Below are 18,083 nucleotides of genomic sequence, written 5' to 3'. Positions count from 1 at the left end.
AAAGGAGAGGAGCCTTTCCGTCTCGTCCTCTCCGCCTATTGCACCTGATCGATCGAGCCGCTCGAAATCGTCCGACCGTAGAAAATCTCGTCCATCTCCGTCCGCAGCCGATCTTCGATCGTCTCCGCCTGCTCCGGCGTCAACCGTTCCTTCGTATACCCGAACAAGTAATTGTTCAGGTCGAACTCCTTCAGCTTACACTTCGTATGGAAGATGTTTTCCTGGTACACGTTCACGTCGATCATGTGGAACTCCTCTTTGACTTCCTCCGGGATGTAGTTCTGAATCGAGCTGATGTCGTGATCGATGAACAGCTTGTTCCCTTCGATGTCCCGCGTAAAGCCCCGCACCCGATAATCGATCGTCATAATGTCGGTGTCGAACGAATGGATCAGGAAGTTGAGCGCCTTCAGCGGCGAGATCTCCCCGCACGTCGAGACGTCGATGTCGGCTCGGAACGTGCTGATCCCCTCGTCCGGGTGGTACTCGGGGTACGTATGCACCGTAATATGGCTCTTGTCGAGCTGCATGACGACCGATTCCGGCAACGGACCGGGCGATTCGGAGTACGACTCGTTCGGTACCTCCACCACCGGTCCCTCCGAGACGAGCAGCGTCACGCTCGCGCCCTGCGGCACGTAATCCTGCTGCGCCACGTTCAGCACGTGGGCGCCGATAATTTCGGCGACATGGCCGAGAATCATGCGCAGGCGGTCGGAATTGTACTGCTCGTCGATATACTCGAGATACGCCTCCCGCTCTTGCTTCGTCTCCGTGTAACAAATATCGTACATGTTAAAGCTCAGCGATTTCGTCAAATTGTTGAAGCCGTGCAAGGTGACGCGCTGCTCGTGCGTTAATGGGGATAATGTCATCGGGTCCGCTCCTTGTTCCTGGTAGTCCTTTAATTACCAGTTTGCCCAAGAGCGTCTCCTCTTACCCCCGTTCCCGCTCATTCGCTTTACCGACCAGAACACGCTCCTATGGTGCGGAAGGCGCGCCTCCGCAAACGGGCCGTTACCGCCGGAGAAGAGCCCGGAGCACGCCCCCTGTCCCGGCAACGCAAACGGCTCGGCCATATAAGGGCCGAGCCGTTCTGCAATGCGATATAGATTATTCCACGTCGATCCGGACTTGATGCGGCCGATACGCCGCCTCGACCTCGCCGTCCCGGCCGACGAAAAACAAGACGCTCCGCTCCCGCTCCAGCGCGAACGCATAGCGCCGGCCCGTCGCCGGATCCTTCACCCGGATGTCCGCGTCCGCGCCCGATTCGGAGACGAAGACGAACAGCGCCCCGTCTCGGAACGTCAGCTTGCGGCCGTATACGCCCGGCGCGTCTCCGCCGGCTTCCCACTCCAGCTCCGCGGCGACCCCGGCTTCCTGCATCGCCTTCGCGTATACCGCGCGCAGGACGTCGCTCCGCTCGTTCAGCTCGATCGGCAGCGGGCACCAGAGCAGCGTTCCCTTCCCGAGCGGGTACGATCGGAGGGCGAGCTCGCCCTCGCTCTCGGGACGCTCCTTCGCGAGCGACGCGATGCCCGCCCCGCCGAACGACGCCGGGTAGCTGCGGCCGTCGATCGTAAGACGCTCTTCGCGAAGCACGTTCTCGACGACCGTCGGACCGACGACGTCGGCGAAGCGGCCGGTCGGTCCCCAGTAAGCGTCCAGTCCGATCGGCCCCGTCAGGAGCACCGTCCCTCCGTTCGCGCGGACGTCTTCCGCTAACGCGGCGAGCGCCTCGTCGCTGAAGTTATGCGCGCTCGGCACGATCCACAGCTTCGGCCGCTCGCCCTCCGTCCGGTCCAGATGGTATTCGGACACGCCGCGGAACGGCGTCTTCATCTCGTACGCGAGCACCCGCGTCAGCCTCGTCGTCGCGTCGTACGAGAACTTCCGATTCGAGAAGTCGTTGGAATACGGATATACGACCGCGATCTCCTCGAGCGCGCGGCCTTCGAACCTCTCCCCCGTCTTCCCGACGAACGCGCCGAAGTCGTAGGAGACGTCGGCCTCCGGCTTCTCCGTGCCGTCCGCCCGCAGCGCGCCGATGTTCGACTCGTTCACGTTGTCCATGAAGTAATTCGTATTCCAAATCCACTGCACCGCGCCCGCGCCGCCCGTCGCGAACGCGTACGCGTACTTCCGCTCGAGAATGTTGCGGAGCTCTTCCTCGGAGCGCTTCGCAAAGCCGTTCGCCGCTTCGACGTACATGATTCCCGTTTCCTGAACGAGATTCGGCTTAAGCCCGTCCTTCGTAAACAGACCGTCCCACACGAGCGCGTCCATCATCCACCACGTATGGACCGTCGTATAATCGACCGCTTCCGCGTAGAAGAACGGCGACGGCCGCCCGCCGGCAAGGCCTTCGTCCTGCCCGACGGTGACGAGCTGGTGCGGCGCGGCCGCCTTGATCGCGCCGACCAGCTCTCGCGCCCATCGGTTGTGCATCTCCATCGTGAAGAGCGCATAATCGAGCCAGACGAGCCCCTTCTTCGCGCGTCCCACGTCTTGGACGTGGAAGTTGATGTCGTCCCGCTCCGGCGGCCGCGCCGCTTCGAAGCTCGGCAGCTCGGCCGGCGTCATGTTCCAGCGCTCCTGCAGCAGCCGGATCGAGCCGTGGCGCCGCTTCAGCCACTCGACGTACGCGGCTTGCTCGAAGCGGTCGCGGGCGGAGGCCGGCCCGGAGAACACCCGCTTCGGGTCGAACATCGAAGGCTCGTTGATCAAATCCCACTGCACGTTCGTCGTCGTCCGATGGCGGGAGACGACCGACAGGATGAACCGCTTCTGCGCCTCTACGCTGCGCGGGTCGAGGTACGGGTTCGCCCCCTCCCACGTCTCCGGCGTGAACGAGAAGAAGTTGAACGTCACCTCGAGCTCGTGCTTCTTCGCCGTCAGAACGAACGCGTCGATCGCGCGCAGCACCTCTTCGGAGAAGTGGCCGTCGGCGAACATCATCTGCCGCCATGCGGTCCAAACCCCGGTTCGAATCAAGTTGATGCCGGCTTTCTTCATCTGCGCCATATCGCGGTCCCATGCCTCGACGTTCGGCAGGAACAAGAACTTGCGCGCGACGTCGCTCGTCATATAGGTCATGCCTACGATCGGGAGCGGCTTGCCGTTCTTGACGAAATAGTCGCGTCCGACGGCGAGCGGCTCGCCCGCCTCGAGCAGCGCGCGATCCATGCCCCAGTAGCCTTGCCGAAGGACGCGCCGCTCCCCGTCGTCCGCCGTCGCCACGCAGACGACGCTGTACCGACCGGGCTCCACGAGATCGGGCGTCGCGAACCGTTCGAAGCGCAGCCCGCCGTCGACGGGAAGCGTCCACTCGCGCTCCCACGCCGGGACGACCTGCCCGTTCCGCTCGAGCGACGCCTCGCAGCGGAACGTCCACGTCCGCGGCGCGGCGCGGCCGACCGTCTGCGCCTGCAGCGCGAAGCTCGCCCGCTCCCCGGGCTCGTAGCTGCCGTACCCGGGCTTCAGCCACAGCTCCGTCACGCCCTTCGAGACGAAGTCCGCCCAGTCGGCGAGCGCGGCCGCGCCGCCCTGCGTCCAGAACCGCTCGCCGATCGGCTGGCTGACGAACGCCCATCGTCCTCCCGCGTACGCGCCTTTCGCATGCTCCATCAGCACGGCCGGCGCCGCCGTCTCCCGACCGTCCGCGGAGACGCCCGTCAGCAACGGATAGATGCGCGCGTCCATCGGACCGGCCGAGCCGTGCTCGTGCGGGTTGTCGCTCTGACGCGTGACATGCAGGATGAACCCGTACGTATCCGCGACGTCGAACAGCGATTCGCGCCCGCTCAGCAGCGGGATGTCCTCGTTCGCCCGAAGCGACGCCGCCCGCGAGCCGTCGACCCGCAGCGCTTCGTGAATCAGCAGCTGGCGGTGATACGCCGTCTGCTCCCGCTCCGTCTTCCACGCGCCGTCTTCCCGGTAGACCGGGATGCGGAACGGCGCGCCGCCGAGCAGGACGAGCCCGCCGCCGCGCTCGAGATACGCCAGCAGCTCGGGCCAAACCGCCTTCGGAAAATACGGCCCGTGCAACGTGACGAAGCTGTCCGCCGTCGCCAACGCTTCGGCGATCCCCTCGGCGTCGACGATCAATCCCCATGCGCCGATGCCGCTTCGCTGCGCTTCGTCCGGTCTCGTTCCGTCATAGGGGAACGTCTCGTCGTAGAAAACTACTTTCTTGCCGGCAGCCACCATAAATCATGCCCTCCCAATGTCTTATCGTTAGTTTCGTTAGGTTGTCGTTAGCTGAAATTTGCTTTATTCTAGTGACAACCTAACAAACCGTCAAGGAGGAAATTCGATGTCTCGACGCGTCTCCATGCAGACGATCGCCGATTCGCTGCGCCTTTCGAAATTCGCCGTTTCCCGCGCGCTGTCCGGCAAGCCCGGCGTCAGCGAGGACACGCGCCGCTCCGTCCTCGCCGCGGCGCGCGCGCTCGGCTACCGGCTGCCGAAGGGCGCCCCCGAGGCGGAAGCGGCCGAGCGGAACGACGGGTCTGCATACGCATTAATTTGGATGGATCCGACGATGCAAAACGAATCCTCCTACTGGGCGCGCCTGCTGACGGGCGTGACGACGGCCTGCCGCGACCTCGGCTGGGAACACGCCGTCGTCTCGCCGAGACCCGACGCCCCGCCGACGTTCCCCGCCTACATGGACCGCGAGGCGTGCATCGGCCACATCGCCGTCGGCACGCTGTCCGCGGAGACGCTCGCTTCGGTGCAGGCGATGGGCGGGCCGCTCGTGCTGCTCGACCACGAGGAGCCGCTCGTCCGGGCCGACGCCGTCTTGAACGCCAACGCGGACGGCGCCGAGCTGCTGACGAACCATCTCCTGTTCGCCGGGCGGCGCTCGTTCGTCTTCGTCGGCGACGACGCGTTCGCGCCGAGCTTCCGGGAACGCTGGCGCGGCTGCCGGCAGGCGATCGACGCCTTCGGCGGCGCCAAAGGCGCGCGGCTGCGCAAGTGGACGGTGCCGTACGCCGAGCCCCGCTGGGCCGACGGCCTGCATGCGACGCTGGCCGCGCTCGGCGCCGGCGAGCTGCCGGACGCGTTCGTCTGCGCGAACGACCATATCGCGCTCGAGACGCTGCGCGGGCTTCGCCGCGCCGGCCGGCGCGTCCCGGACGACTGCGCCGTCGCCGGCTTCGACAACGTCGAAGCGTCGGCCGCCGGGGACCCGCCGCTCACGACGGTCGAGCTCGCCAAGGAAGCGCTCGGCCGCCGCGCTGCGGAACAGCTCGCCCGGCGGAAGGAGAAGCCCGGGGAGCAGCCGGAGAAGATTCTGCTTTCCGCGCGGCTCGTCCCCCGGGCGTCCGGATAAACGCAAAAAAAACCGCAAGGCGGCATGCCGCCTTGCGGTCCGACGCGTCCTACCTCGCGTCCAAAATTCCTTTGATTTTCTCGAGCGGCACCTTCGGCGTACGGTCGTACGTAAGCAGGCCGTTGATTTCTTGCTCGACGTCGGTAAGCTGCGTATAGCAGTACCCTTGCACGACGCCGGAGCGGCGGAGCGGCTGGATGACGGCGCGCAGCCGCTTCAAGAAATCTTCGTCGTCGCTGGCGCCGGAATACCCCCAGCCTTCCCAATCGCTCTTCTTGAACGCGATGCCGCCGAACTCCGTGACGAGAATCGGCTGCCCCTCGTACTCGAAGCCGCCGACGCTGAGCCGACGGTTCGCCGGCATCGCGTTCACCGCGCTCTCCACGGTGCTGTACCGCTGCTCGAGCACCTCTTCGCGCGACTCGTAATCGTGAATCGTGAACAGGTCCGTCTTCACGAGCTCCCAGCCGTCGTTCGAGATGACCGGCCGCGACGGGTCGAGCGACTTCGTCAGATGGTACATCGCCAGCGCGTGCTGCTGCTGCCGCTCGTCGATCTGGATGTTCGGCACGCCCCAGCTTTCGTTGATCGGCACCCACGCCACGATGCAAGGATGGTTGTAGTCGCGCTCGACCGCCTCCTGCCATTCCGCGGTCATGCGGCGCGAATACGTCTCCGAGAAGTCGCAGGCGTTCGCCATCTCGCCCCAGACGAGAAGCCCGAGCACGTCGCACCAATACAGATAACGCGGATCCTCTACCTTCTGATGCTTCCGCGCCCCGTTGAAGCCCATCGCCTTCGTCAGCTCGACGTCGCGCTTGATCGCTTCGTCGCTCGGCGGCGTCAAGTTGCCGTCCGGGAAGTAGCCTTGATCGAGCACGAGCTTCATGAAGTACGGCCGGTTGTTCAAATTGAACTTCCCGTTTTCGATCGATACCTTGCGCATGCCGAAATAGCTCGTCGCCCGGTCGACCGACGCGCCGTCGACGAGCAGCTCGTATGCGACGTCGTACAGGTTCGGCCGGTCCGGCGACCACAGCCGGTCCATGCCGTGATCGTTCAAGCCGGGCAGCTTCACCCGACGGCTCTCTTCGGCATTGCGGACGCGGACGAGGTCCTCCGCCACGAATTCGCCCCGGAACGTGATGACGGTCCGCAGCAGCACGTCCCGGCCCTCGATCGGCCCGTTCACGAACGCGCGGATGCGAATTTCGTTCGTATCGATGTCCGGCGCGTACTTCACCTTCTCCAAGTAGATCGGCGATACGGCCTCCGCCCACACCGACTGCCAGATGCCCGTCGTCCGCGTGTACCAGATGGCGCGGGATTTCTCTTCCCAGAACTGCTTGCCTCGCGGTTGGAACAAGTCCTTCCCGCGGTCCTCCGCCCGCACGACGATCACGTTATCGCCGCTCGCGCGCAGCGCTTCCGTGACGTCCGCCGAGAACGGCGTGTGGCCGCCGAGATGCGTCGCGACGAGCTCGCCGTTCACCCACACGCTGGACTCGTAATCGACTGCGCCGAAGTGCAGCAGCACCCGCTTGCCCGCGAACGAAGCCGGCGCCTTCCATGACTTCCGGTACCAGACGACGTCGTGGAAGCCCGTCTCGCCGATGCCGCTCAGCCGGCTCTCGAACGAGAACGGCACTTGTATCCGCTTGTCGAGCGGCGTCTCTCCCTTCTGCCACTTGGCCGACAGGCCGACGCGCGCGTCGTCGAACGCAAACTCCCACTCTCCGTTCAAGCTCTCCCAAGCGTCCCGCACGAATTGCGGGCGCGGATAATCCGGTCTTGGCGACGTCATCTTCGAAACAGCTCCCTTTTCGTAAATATAATGGTTAAGCAATTAATGAACGAGTTCACGTTTCCAACCCAATTGTAATCGCACCTATTCATTTCGTCAACATACAAGTTGATTAGTTAACTGTTAAGTTATATAATTGCGAAAAAGGGTCGCTGCAACGACAGGAGGGGTGTCCGTGCGGCTGCAAGCGGATCGTACGAATTTAGCGATCTTCGAATGCTTCTCGTCCGAAACGAGGCTTCGCATGATCGAGCTGTTGAACGAACGGCCGATGAACATTAAGGAGCTGGCGGACGCGGTGGGCTTGTCCTCCGCGATCGTAACGAAGCATGTACAGAAAATGGAGGAAGCCGGACTTCTCGTCACCGAGTCGATCGCGGGCAAGCGGGGCATGCAGAAGCTGTGCCGGATCGCGCTGGACGAGCTGACGCTCGTCCTGAAGCAAGGACCTGCCGCGGAACGGCGCCTCGCCCCGGCCAACCGGTACGAGGTGTCGCTCCCGGTCGGCCAATATTCGAGCTGCGCGGTCAAGCCGACCTGCGGCCTCGCCTCGGAGCACGGCATGATCGGCATGGTCGACGATCCGCGGTATTTCTCCGACCCGGAGCATGTGAAGGCGAGCCATCTTTGGTTCGGCAGCGGCTTCGTGGAATACCGCATACCGAATTACTTGCTGCGGAATCAGACGGCGCTCAGCCTCGACATCTCGTTGGAAATCTGCTCGGAGGCGCCGGGCTTCAACGAAAACTGGCCTTCCGATATTAGCTTCTACGTGAACGATTTTCTGCTCGGCACGTGGACGTGTCCGGGCGATTTCGGGGAGACGCGCGGGGTCTATACGCCGGAGTGGTGGATCAACCGTTCGCAGTACGGCTTGCTGAAGACGCTGTCCGTCGGGCCGACGGGCGCCTACATCGACGGCGTCCGCCTGTCGGACGTGACGCTCGACGCGCTCGGGCTCGCCTACGGCGAGACGATCTCGTTCCGCATCGCCGCCCTCGAGACGGCGCGCCACGTCGGCGGGGTTACGCTGTTCGGGAAGGGCTTCGGCAACTATAACCAGGACATCCATGTGTCGCTGACGTACGCGTAGCCGGTAGAACGGGTTATTCCGCCGGTCCCTCGCCCGGAAACGCCAGCTCCACGACCGTCCCGCGGCCGACCTCGCTTTCGATCGACAGGCGACCGCCGTGCGACGCCACGATCCGCTTCACGATCATCATGCCGAGTCCGTTACCCTCCGGCTTCGTCGTGAAGAACGGTTCGCCGATGCGGCGCAGCGTCTCTTCGGACATTCCCTCGCCGTCGTCGGCGAACCGAATGCGCCGCTCGCCTCCGGACGTCTCGAACCGAATGTCGATGCGACCGCCGAAGGGCAGCGCGTCCATCGCATTCTTCAATACATTCAAATACACCTGCTTCAGCTGGTTCGGATCGCCGGAGAGCGGCAGTTCGTCAACCCCCGTCGTCACGATCTCCACCCCGTTCCGCGAAGCCTGCGTGTCGAATATGGCCAGCAGCTCCCGCAGCACGGCCATAGCGTCGATCGGACGATGCGACGGAGCCTCCGGCTTGCCGAGTATCATGAACTCGCTGACGATGAGATTCATCCGGTCCAGCTCCGACATGATCAAGTCGTAATACGCCGGCTCGGCGAACGACTTAGAGTATTGCAGCAATCCCTTGACCGTCGTCAGCGGGTTGCGCACCTCGTGCGCGATGCCGACCGCGAGTTGTCCGGCCACGACCAGCTTCTCCGTATTGCGCAGCAACTCCTCGGTCTTATGTCGCTCGGTCATGTCCCGCAGCAAGCCGAAGACGCGCACGAGCCGGCCGGCGCCGTCGAAGATCGGCACGACGTCCAGCATCGCGCGTTCGAACGGCTCCCGCCCCGTCAACGCGAGCTCCGCGCCCATGCGTTCCGTTCGCTCCTCGAGCACGTGACGGAACATCGCCGCGATCGGCTCGAACGAGAGCGCCGAGACGCCCGGCCCGAGCGCCGGACCGAGCATGCCGACGCTTACCTTGTTACACTCGACGACGACGCCCGCCCCATCGGTCACGACGACGCCATAATGCTTGTTCTCGATGAGCGCTTGGTTCAGCATGTGAAGCTGTTCGTTGCGCCTGCGCTGCAGCAGCTCCCGCTCGATGGAATCCGCCGTCGCGCACAGCAGCGCGAGCAGATGGGGATGCGCGTCGGCGAGCTCCGTCATGAACGTCAGCGTCCCCGCAGGCGTCGCGCCGGCGTCGCGGCGCAACAACGCCGTGCAGCAAGCTACGTCGTACAGCGCCTCGTGAAAGTGATCCTCCCCGAGCAGCAACACCGGTTGTCCGCAGCTCAGCGACAATGCGATGGAACTCGGTCCCATGTCCTCGGTGAATTTCACGCCTTCTTCGATGCCGAACTGTCGAACTTGCCGTTCCATCGCGGCGTTGCCTCGCAGCGCCAGCACGCATCCTTCGGCGTCCGTGAGGAGTATGAGCAACGGATCGTCCGGCGCGGCGGACAGAAATTTATCGATAAAACAATTCGTCACATCCAAAACTTCTTGAAACGCGGTTCTTCTAGCCTGCAGCTCCGAGGCGGTCACGCGATCCGAGAATGCGGGGAGCTCCCCCGGATCCAGCCCCGACCGGATGCAACGAGCTTTGGATTCCGTCAACAGTTCCGTCGGTTTCATGCTCGTTCGTCCATCCTTTCGTCATCGATGTCTACCATGTAACATTCTCCCTGCCGAGGCGGAATCCTTCATGCGATGGTTCGAGCTTTCCGCACAGAAGGCTGCCCCGAACGCTAAGCGCTCTAGGACAGCCTTCTTCCTTCGCTTACGGGAAGGTTTCGAGCGGCACGGTCCAGACGTTGACCTTGGTGCCGTCCTTCGCGCTGTACTCGAACAGCTCGAGCATAAGCGTCCCGTTCGCGGGCCGCTGCGACGCCGGGACGGCGATCTTCAGCTCGAACGCCGACCACGCGGGCGCGCCTTCGCGCACCTGCGCCGTCTCTTCGAGCAAGTATCGGTGGCCGTCCGACACGGCGTATTGCAGCGTCGCTTCGAACACGCGAGCTTCGCCGCGAACCGTGTAGCTGCCGTCCGAACCGGATACGGTCACGGCTCGGAAGGCGACGTTGCCCGTCTCGTCGGCCTCTCGAACGATATGCACTTCCCGCGTCGCCTCGTTCCACTCCACCTGCGCGCCGAGCAGCTCGCCGACCGCGCGCAGCGGCACGTACGTGCCGCCATCGACGTTGAGAAGCGGCCGATCCCCTTCTATGTAGGGAACCCCGTTTACGTACGCCGAATAGTTCGCTTCCGTCGCGATGATTTGCTTCACCGTCGCCGCCAGCGTCGGCCACGCCGTCATCATTGCGCCGCCGACGAGCGCGCCGGCAGCGAAGCCCCGGTATCGTCTCCACCTGCTCATGCAGTCATCCCTCCCGCTACTATTGTAGTTCGGTTTCGCCGACCGCATGACGATGGTTCGGGTTCCGCGGATTTTCGCGCGGCTACAAGCTATACCCCGCCTGTCCGGATACGTCCGCCGCGAGCCGCCGCAGCGCCTTCGCGTCATCCGCGAGCTGCGGCGGGGCGTCGTCCCGCACGAACTCGAGCAGGGCGAATCGGTCGCCGGGCAGCGCGTTCAACGCTTCCAGGTAGAAGCGCCACTCCTCGGCGCCTTCGGCGAACGGACGCCGTTCGCGGCCCTCCCAATGGTACGCGTGCACGTATTCGAGCCACGGCGCCAGCCGCCGCAGCTCCTCGAGCAGCCGATCGGGAGAGCCGCCGACCGCCGGCTGCCACAGCGTGCGCAAGTTCGGATGGTCCGCTTCTCGAAGCAAGCGAATCGCGGAATCGCACGTATCGGTCAACGTCCTGGCGTGGTACTCAAGGCAGACGAGCACGCCTTCGCGCGCCGCCGCTTCCGCGATGCGCCGCGCGTCGGCCGTCGCCCGCCCGCGCCAAGCGTCGTCGGCCCCTTCCGAGCCGCGATCGCCCGCCCAGACGCGGATCGACGGCGCGCCGAGCGCGAGCGCGGTCGATAGGACGTCGTCGAAGTCGAACGATTGCTCGGCCCCGGCCGCGAGCCGGTAATACGAGCCGTAGGATGCGACCGCCAGCCCGGCCTCCCGCGTCCAACGCGCCGCTTCGCGAGCGGCGGCGACGTCGCCGTGGGGGACGTGAATATCTCCGCCCCATTCGATCGCTTCCAATCCGGCCTCCGCCGCGAGCGCGGCGACGCGCGCGGGCGACAGCGACCGGAACGTAATCGATACCAATCCCGTGCGAATCATTCGTGCCGCTCCTCCCCTACTTGAACCATCCTTTGTCCTTGAACCGCTTGATCGCTTCGATCCGATTCCCGACGTCGAGCTTGTCGAGAATGACGGAAATATAGTTGCGCACCGTGCCGGTTGTAATGAACAGCTGGCTCGCGATTTCCTTCGTGTTTTTCCCGTCGGCCATCAGCTCGAGCACCTCGGTTTCCCGTTCGGTGAGCGGATTGCTCTCGGCGTACGCATCGTCGACGAGGTCGGGCGCGTAGATGCGCCGTCCGGACATGACGCTGCGGATCGAGTCCGCCAGTTCCTCGATCGGACTGTCCTTCAGCAAATAGCCGCTGACGCCCGCCTTGAGCGCCCGCTCGAAATACCCGGAACGCGCGAACGTCGTCAAAATGACGACCTTGCAACCGCTCCCCTTCAGCTCCTCCGCCGCCTCGAGGCCGCTCTTGGCCGGCATCTCGATGTCCATTACGCATATATCCGGCCGATGCTCCTTCACGAGACGCACGGCCTCCTCGCCGTTGTTCGCCCGACCGACGACCTTCATGTCGGGCTCGAGATCCAGCAAGGAGGCGAGCGCGCCCAGCATCATCCGTTGATCCTCCGCGATCACGATGCGAATCATGCGCGAATCTCCTCCTTCTCCGGCGGCTTGGGCATATTCGGCACCCGGATGACGACCGTCGTCCCTTGAACGGACTCGATGTCGAACGATCCGTTCACGAATTCGAGCCGCTCTCGCATGCCGCGCAGGCCGTTGCCGCGAACCGTGTTTTTCGCCATGCCGACGCCGTTGTCCGACACCCGCAAGACGAGCTCGGTGCGCGACGGCTCGAAGGCGATCGTGCATACCGACGCCTTGCTGTGCCTTACGACGTTCGTGACCGCTTCTTTCAAGCACATGCTGAGCACGTTCTCGATCATGAGCGACGTATCCAGATGCGTCGGGTCTCCTTCGAGCCGCAGCTCGATTTCGGCGGCTTTCAGGATTTGCCGGACGCGGAACAACTCGTCTTCCACCCGGTCGCCGCGCATCGAGGTGACCAACTCCCTCACTTCTTTCAGCGCCGTCCGCGCCGTCTGCCGGATGTCGTCGAGCTCCGCGCGCGCTTGCTTCGCGTCGAGGTCGATCAGCTTCCCGGCGAGATCGGTCTTCAGCCCGATCAGCGACAACTTCTGGCCGAGCGTGTCGTGCAGGTCGCGGGCGATGCGTTGACGCTCTTCGAGCTTGACGAGCTCGGAGATGCGCTTGTTCGCATGTTCCAACTGGCCCTCCAGCTTATCCTGCCGATTTTTGTTATGCGTGCTGACCGGAAGCAGGACGACGCCGATCAGACAGACGAGCACGAACGGCAGCTGCGTGATGAAGATCGGATTTTTCGTCGCGAAGCCGATGTTGACGGTCACGATCGTACTGATCAGATGAATCGTATAGAACGTGAAGAAAGCGACGCGGTTCTGCAGGTTCCCGATGAAGAACGCCAGGAACAACGAGAAGTACACATAGCCGAACAGCACGGTCATGACGATGGAGATGAGAATTTGCACGCTCGTCCAGAAGAAGACGAGCCACCCTTTCTTCGAGACGAACGCCATCACGTAACAAGCGAAGAACAATACGATCAATCCGATGCCCAGCGCGATTTCGTAAGGCGAGGAGGAACGGATAATGAAATAAAAGGGCAGAATGTAGAACACGACCCATACGTATGGGCCGAGTCCGGTGTTTTTAATGAAAAATTGGCTCCACTTGGAAATGTCCGCTCCTCCTCCCGCCGGCTATTCCCGCTGCAATTTGGGACGCATCGGATTGTTGCCGACCTTGGCGACCTCCGCTGCCGCGGCGCGCATCTTAAGCTTCGCTTCGCGGAACCCGACGAATCGCTTCGCGTCTTCGTCCCAGAGGCGGAACCATAGCGACTTCAAGCTTTCGGAGACGCCGATCGTCGTCGCCTGCTGCAGCGGCGGCGTCGAGTTGTGCGCCTGTTCCAAATAATAATTCGGCACCTTCGGGCTTAAGTGATGCACATGATGGAAGCCGATGTTGCCCGTAATCCACTGCAGCGGCTTCGGAAGCTTATAGTAAGAGCTGCCTTCGACGGCCGCCTGTACGTAACTCCATTCGCTCTCGTGCTCGAAATACGAATCCTCGAAGTTGTGCTGCACGTAGAACAGCCATACCCCGGCCATTCCCGATACCAGGAACACCGGCACTTGCACGAGCAGGAACGCTTCCCAACCGATCGCCCAGCACAGCGACGCGTACAATCCTACGATGCTCACGTTCGTCAAGTACACGTTCAGACGTTCCTTCCATCGGGCGCCCTGACGGTTAAAGCGGTATTCGATCAAGAACGTGAACGCCGGCCCGAGGCCGAGCATGACGAGCGGGTTTCGGTACAATCGATACGCCAGACGGCGCCAGAACGACGCGGCGGCATATTCTTTGACGGTCATGACCCACATATCGCCTACGCCGCGCTTATCCAGGTTGCCGCTCGTTGCGTGATGGACGGAATGCGAATGCTTCCACTGCGCATACGGCACGACCGTAAGAATGCCCGTGATCGTGCCGACGATCGCGTTCGCCCTCCGGCTTTTGAAGAACGACCCGTGGCAGCAATCGTGGAAGATGATGAACGTGCGAACCAGAAAGCCCCCGGCGATCGCCGCAAGCGCGAGCGTCAGCCAGTACGATACGGATAAAGCGGCGTATGCCGCATACCAGAGCGCTATTAAGGGAATGATCGTGTTCATCATTTGACGGACGCTCTTCGCCGTGTCCGTTTTTTCGAAAGGAGCGATTTCCTTTTTGAGTTGTGCGACTTTCGTTTTGTCCTGCGACATGATAGGTGTCCTCCTCGTTCCGACGCGCGGAGTAACTCCGAGCCTCTTCCTATAGTTTTCTATAGGTGCAGTTTTCCTAATCTCATTTTAGAAAATGCATCCGTTCGGAAGAAGACATAAACGTCAGTACGAGGGTATGATAAATGTCATGTCCTCCTCCATCTTACCAAAAAAAGGGCTCCGCGCGCAGCCGTATTTCGTCGCGGCCGCTCCGTCGGAGCCCTTGATTGGGAAAAACTAGCGGCCGCCGGCCAGGCACGACGCGACGAGATCGTCGACGTGCGCCGTCGCGAGACATTCGACCGTATCCGCGGCGCCATAATAGATCTTTACTTCGCCCGACTCCTCCAAGATCATGCCGCCGGGGAAGATGACGTCGCCCCGGAAGCCGTCCTTCTCGTAAGGCGCTTCCGGCGCGAGCAACGGCTCGCGGCTCATGCCGATCACCCGATGCGGGTTTTCTATGTCCAGCAGCATGATCCCCGCCGTATACCGCTTCTTCCAGCTCGCTTCCCAGCCGTTCTTCCCGCGGGCATCGTCCCGGTCGACCGCGTGGAACGACGCGAGCCATCCGCGCGGCGTCTTGATCGGCGGGGCGGCCGGCCCGATCTTATCGTTGGCGAACGGCACGTCCTCGACGCCGAGCACGAGCCGCGCGTTGCCCCAATACTTCAGATCGGGCGAATCCGACGCCCACAGGTCGAACCGGTCGACGCCGCCTCGTCCGTATACGGTGAACGGACGCTCGAGGCGTACGTACTTCCCGGCGAACCGCTCCGGGAACAACACCATGTTGCGGTTGTCCGGCAGCGACAAGCTGAGCACTTCGAACGAGGCGAAGTCGTCCGTGACGGCGATGCCGCCGCGGATGCCGTGCTTCGTATCGACGGCGAAGCACAGGTAGACCCGGCCGTCGAGGACGGTGAGCCTTGGGTCGTACACGCGAACGACCTCCTCGTCGTTCCACGTTAAGATCGGCTTGGGCGCGACGCGCCACGCTACCCCGTCGTCGCTGAACGCGAGGCCGAGATTCGTCGTATGATGCGGCTCGAGCGTATGCGCGGCCGCGTTCCCGTAGTCGTTGCGAAACACCATGACGTACCGGCCTTCGTATTTGCAGACGCCCGCGTTAAAGACGAGCGCGGGAGCGTAAGGCACCTGCGCCGCGGTCAATATCGGATTCGCCGGCGATCTCGACACGATCGGGCTCGAGGTCAGCGGCCCGACGCGAACTGGCAATTCCATGTCTTCTCCTCCTTCTTCCTCGATCCGCTGGCTTTCTTATCCCTTCAGCGATCCCGCCGTCACCTGCATGAACGTCTTGTTCGTCAGCGCGTACACGGCCAGCATCGGCAATATCGACAGGCAGGCGCCGGCCAGCATGATATGCGTCTGCATCGCGGCCGAGGAGCCGTAGCGAAGCGCGGCCAGCCCGACGGTAAGCGTCTGCAGCTGCGGCGCGTTCATCGTGAACACCTGCGGCAGAATGAATTCGTTCCACGCCGCCCGGAACGTGAACAAGCCGGCGACGCCGAGACCCGGCAGCAGCAGCGGCAGGATGACCGACCGGTACGTCCGCCAGAAGCCCGCGCCGTCGATCGTCGCCGCCTCGTCCAGGTCGCGCGGAATCGACTTCATATAGCTCAGCAATATGAAGAAGAGCGACGCGTGCGCGCTGACCAGGATGAAGACGACGCCCCACAGCGACGTATGGAGCTTCATGGACACCATCAATTCGAACTGCGGCCGCAGCACGACCGCCCCGATCGAGACGAACATCGTGAAGCCTTGGATGGCGACGAACCACTTCTTCCCCGGAAAATGCAATCGATCGATCGCGCAAGCCGCCATGGAGGCGATCAAGAGCGTCAGCGCCGTCGTCGCGGCGGCTACGAACAAGCTGTTCCACGTATATCGGGCGAAGTTCGCTTCCCTCCAGGCGTAGGCGTAGTTGGCGAACTGCCACTCCGAGGGCAGGAACGTGCCGCCGGCGATCAGCTCCGCGTTCGTCTTGAACGAGCCGAGCAGGGCGACGACGACCGGGAACAGGACCGCGCCCGCGACGGCGAGCAGGAACGCCCAAAGGGCGGTTCGGCCCGCGAGACGCGACGCCCGGCCCGGCGCGAGACGCAGCCGCGCTTCGCTTTTCCGTTCAGTCAATTGCTGCATAAGGCTGACTCCCCCTTTTTCCTCAATACACCTGATTCAGGCGACGGGACGCGTAGAAATAGAGCAACGTCAATGCGCTCACGATGATCGCGCTGGCGAAGCCGACGGCGCTGCCGTAGCCGAGCTGCTGCTCCACGACGGACCCCGTCGACACCGGGAAGAGCAGCTTATAGACGTAGAGGAATCGTCCATGGACCGCTGCTTATTAACCGGATTGTACCATGGTTTGAACGTTGCCTTGCTTCCAAAAGAAAAAAGCCCTTGAGGCGCAAGGACTTTTCCGTTTCATTATGGGCAATCAGCGTTTAGCCGAACTATTTCTTCATCGGAGGCTGCTTGGGAGGAACGGGCAGCGGGCCGGTTTCCGGCAAGGGCGGCGTATCATAGACGTTCGGCGGAGCGGGCATCAGGCTGGATTTTTCGCCGTAGGCTCCCGCGCGGGCGACATAATTGAAGGTGCCGTCGCCGTCCATGCTCGGCCCTTGCGCCCAGCGGCCGTTCGCGCTCGCGTCGCCTTCCGAAAGATTGAAGAGCGTGTAAGACACCTGCCGTTTCTCAAGCTCCTTCGGGAACGTCGACGGCACGACAGGGTCGCCTTCCTGCATCTCGAGCTCGGCGATAGCGGCGATCCATAGGTTCTGATGGTACGTGTCGCGGGCGATCAACCAGGACAGCATATCCTTGACCCCGCGGTCGTCGGTCATCTCGTACAATCGGCAAACCTGCAGCCGGCCTTGCGATTCGGCGGCAAGATTATGTCTGAAGTCGGCGAGTAGGTTCCCGCTCGCGATCGTATACTTCGCATTCCAGGGATACCCCACGCTGTCTGCGGGCATCGCGCCCAGTCCCGAAACGATAATATGCTGCGGATTCATTCCTCCGAGAATGGCGCCTAGCACCGGGTTCTGCTTCGCCGCCTCTTCCTGCGCATCGGCCGGGGTGCCGTCAAGCAAGCGCGCGATCATCGTCGCCAACATCTCCACATGGGCCATCTCTTCCGTACCGAGGTCCAGAAGCAAATCCTTGTACTTTCCTTCTAATCGGCAATTCCAACCTTGAAATAAATATTGCATCATGACCGTGATTTCACCGAACTGCCCGCCGAGGACTTCCTGCAGCTTTCTAGCGTACACCGGATCCGGGCGTTCCGGCTTGGCGTGATATTGCATCTCCTTAATATGGAAGAACATCTCTCCGCATCCGCCCCTTCGAAGGATAGTACCTTATAGATACTATCTTTACGAAAAGCCGGTTGTCCGTTATGCGATATTACTTCTTTCCGAATTCATTCGTTTGCGTTTCGGCTTCCGTCATCCCGTCGACTTTCACCGGCTTCTTCGACCATGCGGCGCCTGTCCGTTCCGATTTCGGGACGTCGTCCCTCTTGGCTGACCGTTTATCCATATGCCAATCCCTCTTTTCCATTTTGATCGGGGTTGACTTTAGAGTTTCCTAATCACGTATTCGGTATAACACAAAAAACGCCTCAGGATCGATAGCTCGATTCTGAGGCATTCTTTGCTTCTCGGCTTGGCGACGTCCTACTCTCCCGGGACCCTGCGGTCCAAGTACCATCGGCGCTGGAAGGCTTAACGTTCGTGTTCGGGATGGGTACGCGTGGTTCCCTTCCGCCATTA

Annotated in this window: 16 protein-coding genes and 1 rRNA gene; 2 read left to right on the top strand and 15 right to left on the bottom strand. The window is 62.5% G+C overall.

Features of this window, described 5'->3' with window-relative positions; genetic code table 11:
- Positions 1–35: 35 nt before the first annotated feature.
- Positions 36–875, bottom strand: a complete 840-nt coding sequence (gene speD / locus RIN49_RS14455; protein WP_309120873.1) for an adenosylmethionine decarboxylase — start codon at positions 873–875, stop codon at positions 36–38.
- 238 nt (positions 876–1,113) lie between these two features.
- Positions 1,114–4,212 (bottom strand): glycoside hydrolase 5 family protein, encoded by a 3,099-nt coding sequence (locus tag RIN49_RS14450; RefSeq protein ID WP_309120872.1) that lies wholly within the window; start codon positions 4,210–4,212, stop codon positions 1,114–1,116.
- 106 nt (positions 4,213–4,318) lie between these two features.
- On the opposite strand from RIN49_RS14450, the gene RIN49_RS14445 reads away from it, so the two are divergent.
- Entirely contained in the window at positions 4,319–5,341 is a 1,023-nt protein-coding gene (locus tag RIN49_RS14445; RefSeq protein ID WP_309120871.1) for a LacI family DNA-binding transcriptional regulator, read from the top strand.
- A gap of 49 nt (positions 5,342–5,390) precedes the next feature.
- On the opposite strand, the gene RIN49_RS14440 is transcribed toward RIN49_RS14445, so the two are convergent.
- Entirely contained in the window at positions 5,391–7,145 is a 1,755-nt protein-coding gene (locus RIN49_RS14440) for a glycoside hydrolase family 2 protein (protein ID WP_309120870.1), read from the bottom strand.
- Positions 7,146–7,320: 175 nt separating this feature from the next.
- Between RIN49_RS14440 and RIN49_RS14435 the strand changes: the two genes are divergently transcribed.
- Complete coding sequence (locus RIN49_RS14435; protein WP_309120869.1) at positions 7,321–8,238, top strand: ArsR/SmtB family transcription factor; 918 nt, start codon at positions 7,321–7,323, stop codon at positions 8,236–8,238.
- Between the two features lie 13 nt (positions 8,239–8,251).
- On the opposite strand, the gene RIN49_RS14430 is transcribed toward RIN49_RS14435, so the two are convergent.
- From RIN49_RS14430 to rrf, 12 genes are all read right to left on the bottom strand, one after another.
- Positions 8,252–9,829 (bottom strand): ATP-binding protein, encoded by a 1,578-nt coding sequence (locus tag RIN49_RS14430; protein WP_309120868.1) that lies wholly within the window; start codon positions 9,827–9,829, stop codon positions 8,252–8,254.
- 145 nt (positions 9,830–9,974) lie between these two features.
- Positions 9,975–10,571 (bottom strand): Gmad2 immunoglobulin-like domain-containing protein, encoded by a 597-nt coding sequence (locus RIN49_RS14425; protein WP_309120867.1) that lies wholly within the window; start codon positions 10,569–10,571, stop codon positions 9,975–9,977.
- Between the two features lie 82 nt (positions 10,572–10,653).
- Positions 10,654–11,439: a sugar phosphate isomerase/epimerase family protein gene (locus RIN49_RS14420; protein ID WP_309120866.1), complete on the bottom strand. Its 786-nt coding sequence runs from the start codon at positions 11,437–11,439 to the stop codon at positions 10,654–10,656.
- Positions 11,440–11,455: 16 nt separating this feature from the next.
- Positions 11,456–12,055 carry a response regulator transcription factor gene (locus RIN49_RS14415; protein ID WP_309120865.1) on the bottom strand — a complete coding sequence of 200 codons (600 nt, stop codon included), beginning with the start codon at positions 12,053–12,055 and terminating at the stop codon, positions 11,456–11,458.
- A complete protein-coding gene (locus tag RIN49_RS14410; protein ID WP_309120990.1) occupies positions 12,052–13,188 on the bottom strand; it encodes a histidine kinase in 1,137 nt (378 codons plus the stop codon). Before RIN49_RS14410 ends, RIN49_RS14415 begins: the two co-directional genes overlap by 4 nt.
- Positions 13,189–13,209: 21 nt before the next feature.
- Positions 13,210–14,277 (bottom strand): Delta(5) desaturase DesA, encoded by a 1,068-nt coding sequence (desA, locus tag RIN49_RS14405; protein ID WP_309120864.1) that lies wholly within the window; start codon positions 14,275–14,277, stop codon positions 13,210–13,212.
- A 237-nt stretch (positions 14,278–14,514) separates the two neighbouring features.
- Entirely contained in the window at positions 14,515–15,522 is a 1,008-nt protein-coding gene (locus tag RIN49_RS14400) for a glycoside hydrolase family 130 protein (protein ID WP_309120863.1), read from the bottom strand.
- Positions 15,523–15,558: 36 nt separating this feature from the next.
- Entirely contained in the window at positions 15,559–16,446 is an 888-nt protein-coding gene (locus RIN49_RS14395) for a carbohydrate ABC transporter permease (protein WP_309120862.1), read from the bottom strand.
- Positions 16,447–16,468: 22 nt separating this feature from the next.
- Entirely contained in the window at positions 16,469–16,600 is a 132-nt protein-coding gene (locus RIN49_RS14390) for a hypothetical protein (protein ID WP_309120861.1), read from the bottom strand.
- Positions 16,601–16,760: 160 nt separating this feature from the next.
- The gene (locus tag RIN49_RS14385; protein ID WP_309120860.1) at positions 16,761–17,636 is read right to left on the bottom strand and encodes a manganese catalase; all 876 of its coding nucleotides are present in this window, start codon (positions 17,634–17,636) and stop codon (positions 16,761–16,763) included.
- Positions 17,637–17,715: 79 nt separating this feature from the next.
- Positions 17,716–17,850 (bottom strand): hypothetical protein, encoded by a 135-nt coding sequence (locus RIN49_RS14380; protein ID WP_309120859.1) that lies wholly within the window; start codon positions 17,848–17,850, stop codon positions 17,716–17,718.
- 124 nt (positions 17,851–17,974) lie between these two features.
- A 5S ribosomal RNA gene (gene rrf, locus RIN49_RS14375) occupies positions 17,975–18,083 on the bottom strand; the annotation flags it as partial.

The organism is Paenibacillus sp., from assembly GCF_031177825.1.
GTDB lineage: Bacteria > Bacillota > Bacilli > Paenibacillales > YIM-B00363 > Paenibacillus_AE.
The sequence above is the reverse complement of the archived record's forward strand: the minus strand, read 5'-3'. Positions and strand labels throughout refer to the sequence as shown.

Coding starts and splice junctions, on each gene's coding strand:
- speD (WP_309120873.1), bottom strand. CDS start 875: ATGACATTATCCCCATTAACGCACGAGCAGCGCGTCACCTTGCACGGC.
- RIN49_RS14450 (WP_309120872.1), bottom strand. CDS start 4,212: ATGGTGGCTGCCGGCAAGAAAGTAGTTTTCTACGACGAGACGTTCCCC.
- RIN49_RS14445 (WP_309120871.1), top strand. CDS start 4,319: ATGTCTCGACGCGTCTCCATGCAGACGATCGCCGATTCGCTGCGCCTT.
- RIN49_RS14440 (WP_309120870.1), bottom strand. CDS start 7,145: ATGACGTCGCCAAGACCGGATTATCCGCGCCCGCAATTCGTGCGGGAC.
- RIN49_RS14430 (WP_309120868.1), bottom strand. CDS start 9,829: ATGAAACCGACGGAACTGTTGACGGAATCCAAAGCTCGTTGCATCCGG.
- RIN49_RS14425 (WP_309120867.1), bottom strand. CDS start 10,571: ATGAGCAGGTGGAGACGATACCGGGGCTTCGCTGCCGGCGCGCTCGTC.
- RIN49_RS14420 (WP_309120866.1), bottom strand. CDS start 11,439: ATGATTCGCACGGGATTGGTATCGATTACGTTCCGGTCGCTGTCGCCC.
- RIN49_RS14415 (WP_309120865.1), bottom strand. CDS start 12,055: ATGATTCGCATCGTGATCGCGGAGGATCAACGGATGATGCTGGGCGCG.
- desA (WP_309120864.1), bottom strand. CDS start 14,277: ATGTCGCAGGACAAAACGAAAGTCGCACAACTCAAAAAGGAAATCGCT.
- RIN49_RS14400 (WP_309120863.1), bottom strand. CDS start 15,522: ATGGAATTGCCAGTTCGCGTCGGGCCGCTGACCTCGAGCCCGATCGTG.
- RIN49_RS14395 (WP_309120862.1), bottom strand. CDS start 16,446: ATGCAGCAATTGACTGAACGGAAAAGCGAAGCGCGGCTGCGTCTCGCG.
- RIN49_RS14385 (WP_309120860.1), bottom strand. CDS start 17,636: ATGTTCTTCCATATTAAGGAGATGCAATATCACGCCAAGCCGGAACGC.
- RIN49_RS14380 (WP_309120859.1), bottom strand. CDS start 17,850: ATGGATAAACGGTCAGCCAAGAGGGACGACGTCCCGAAATCGGAACGG.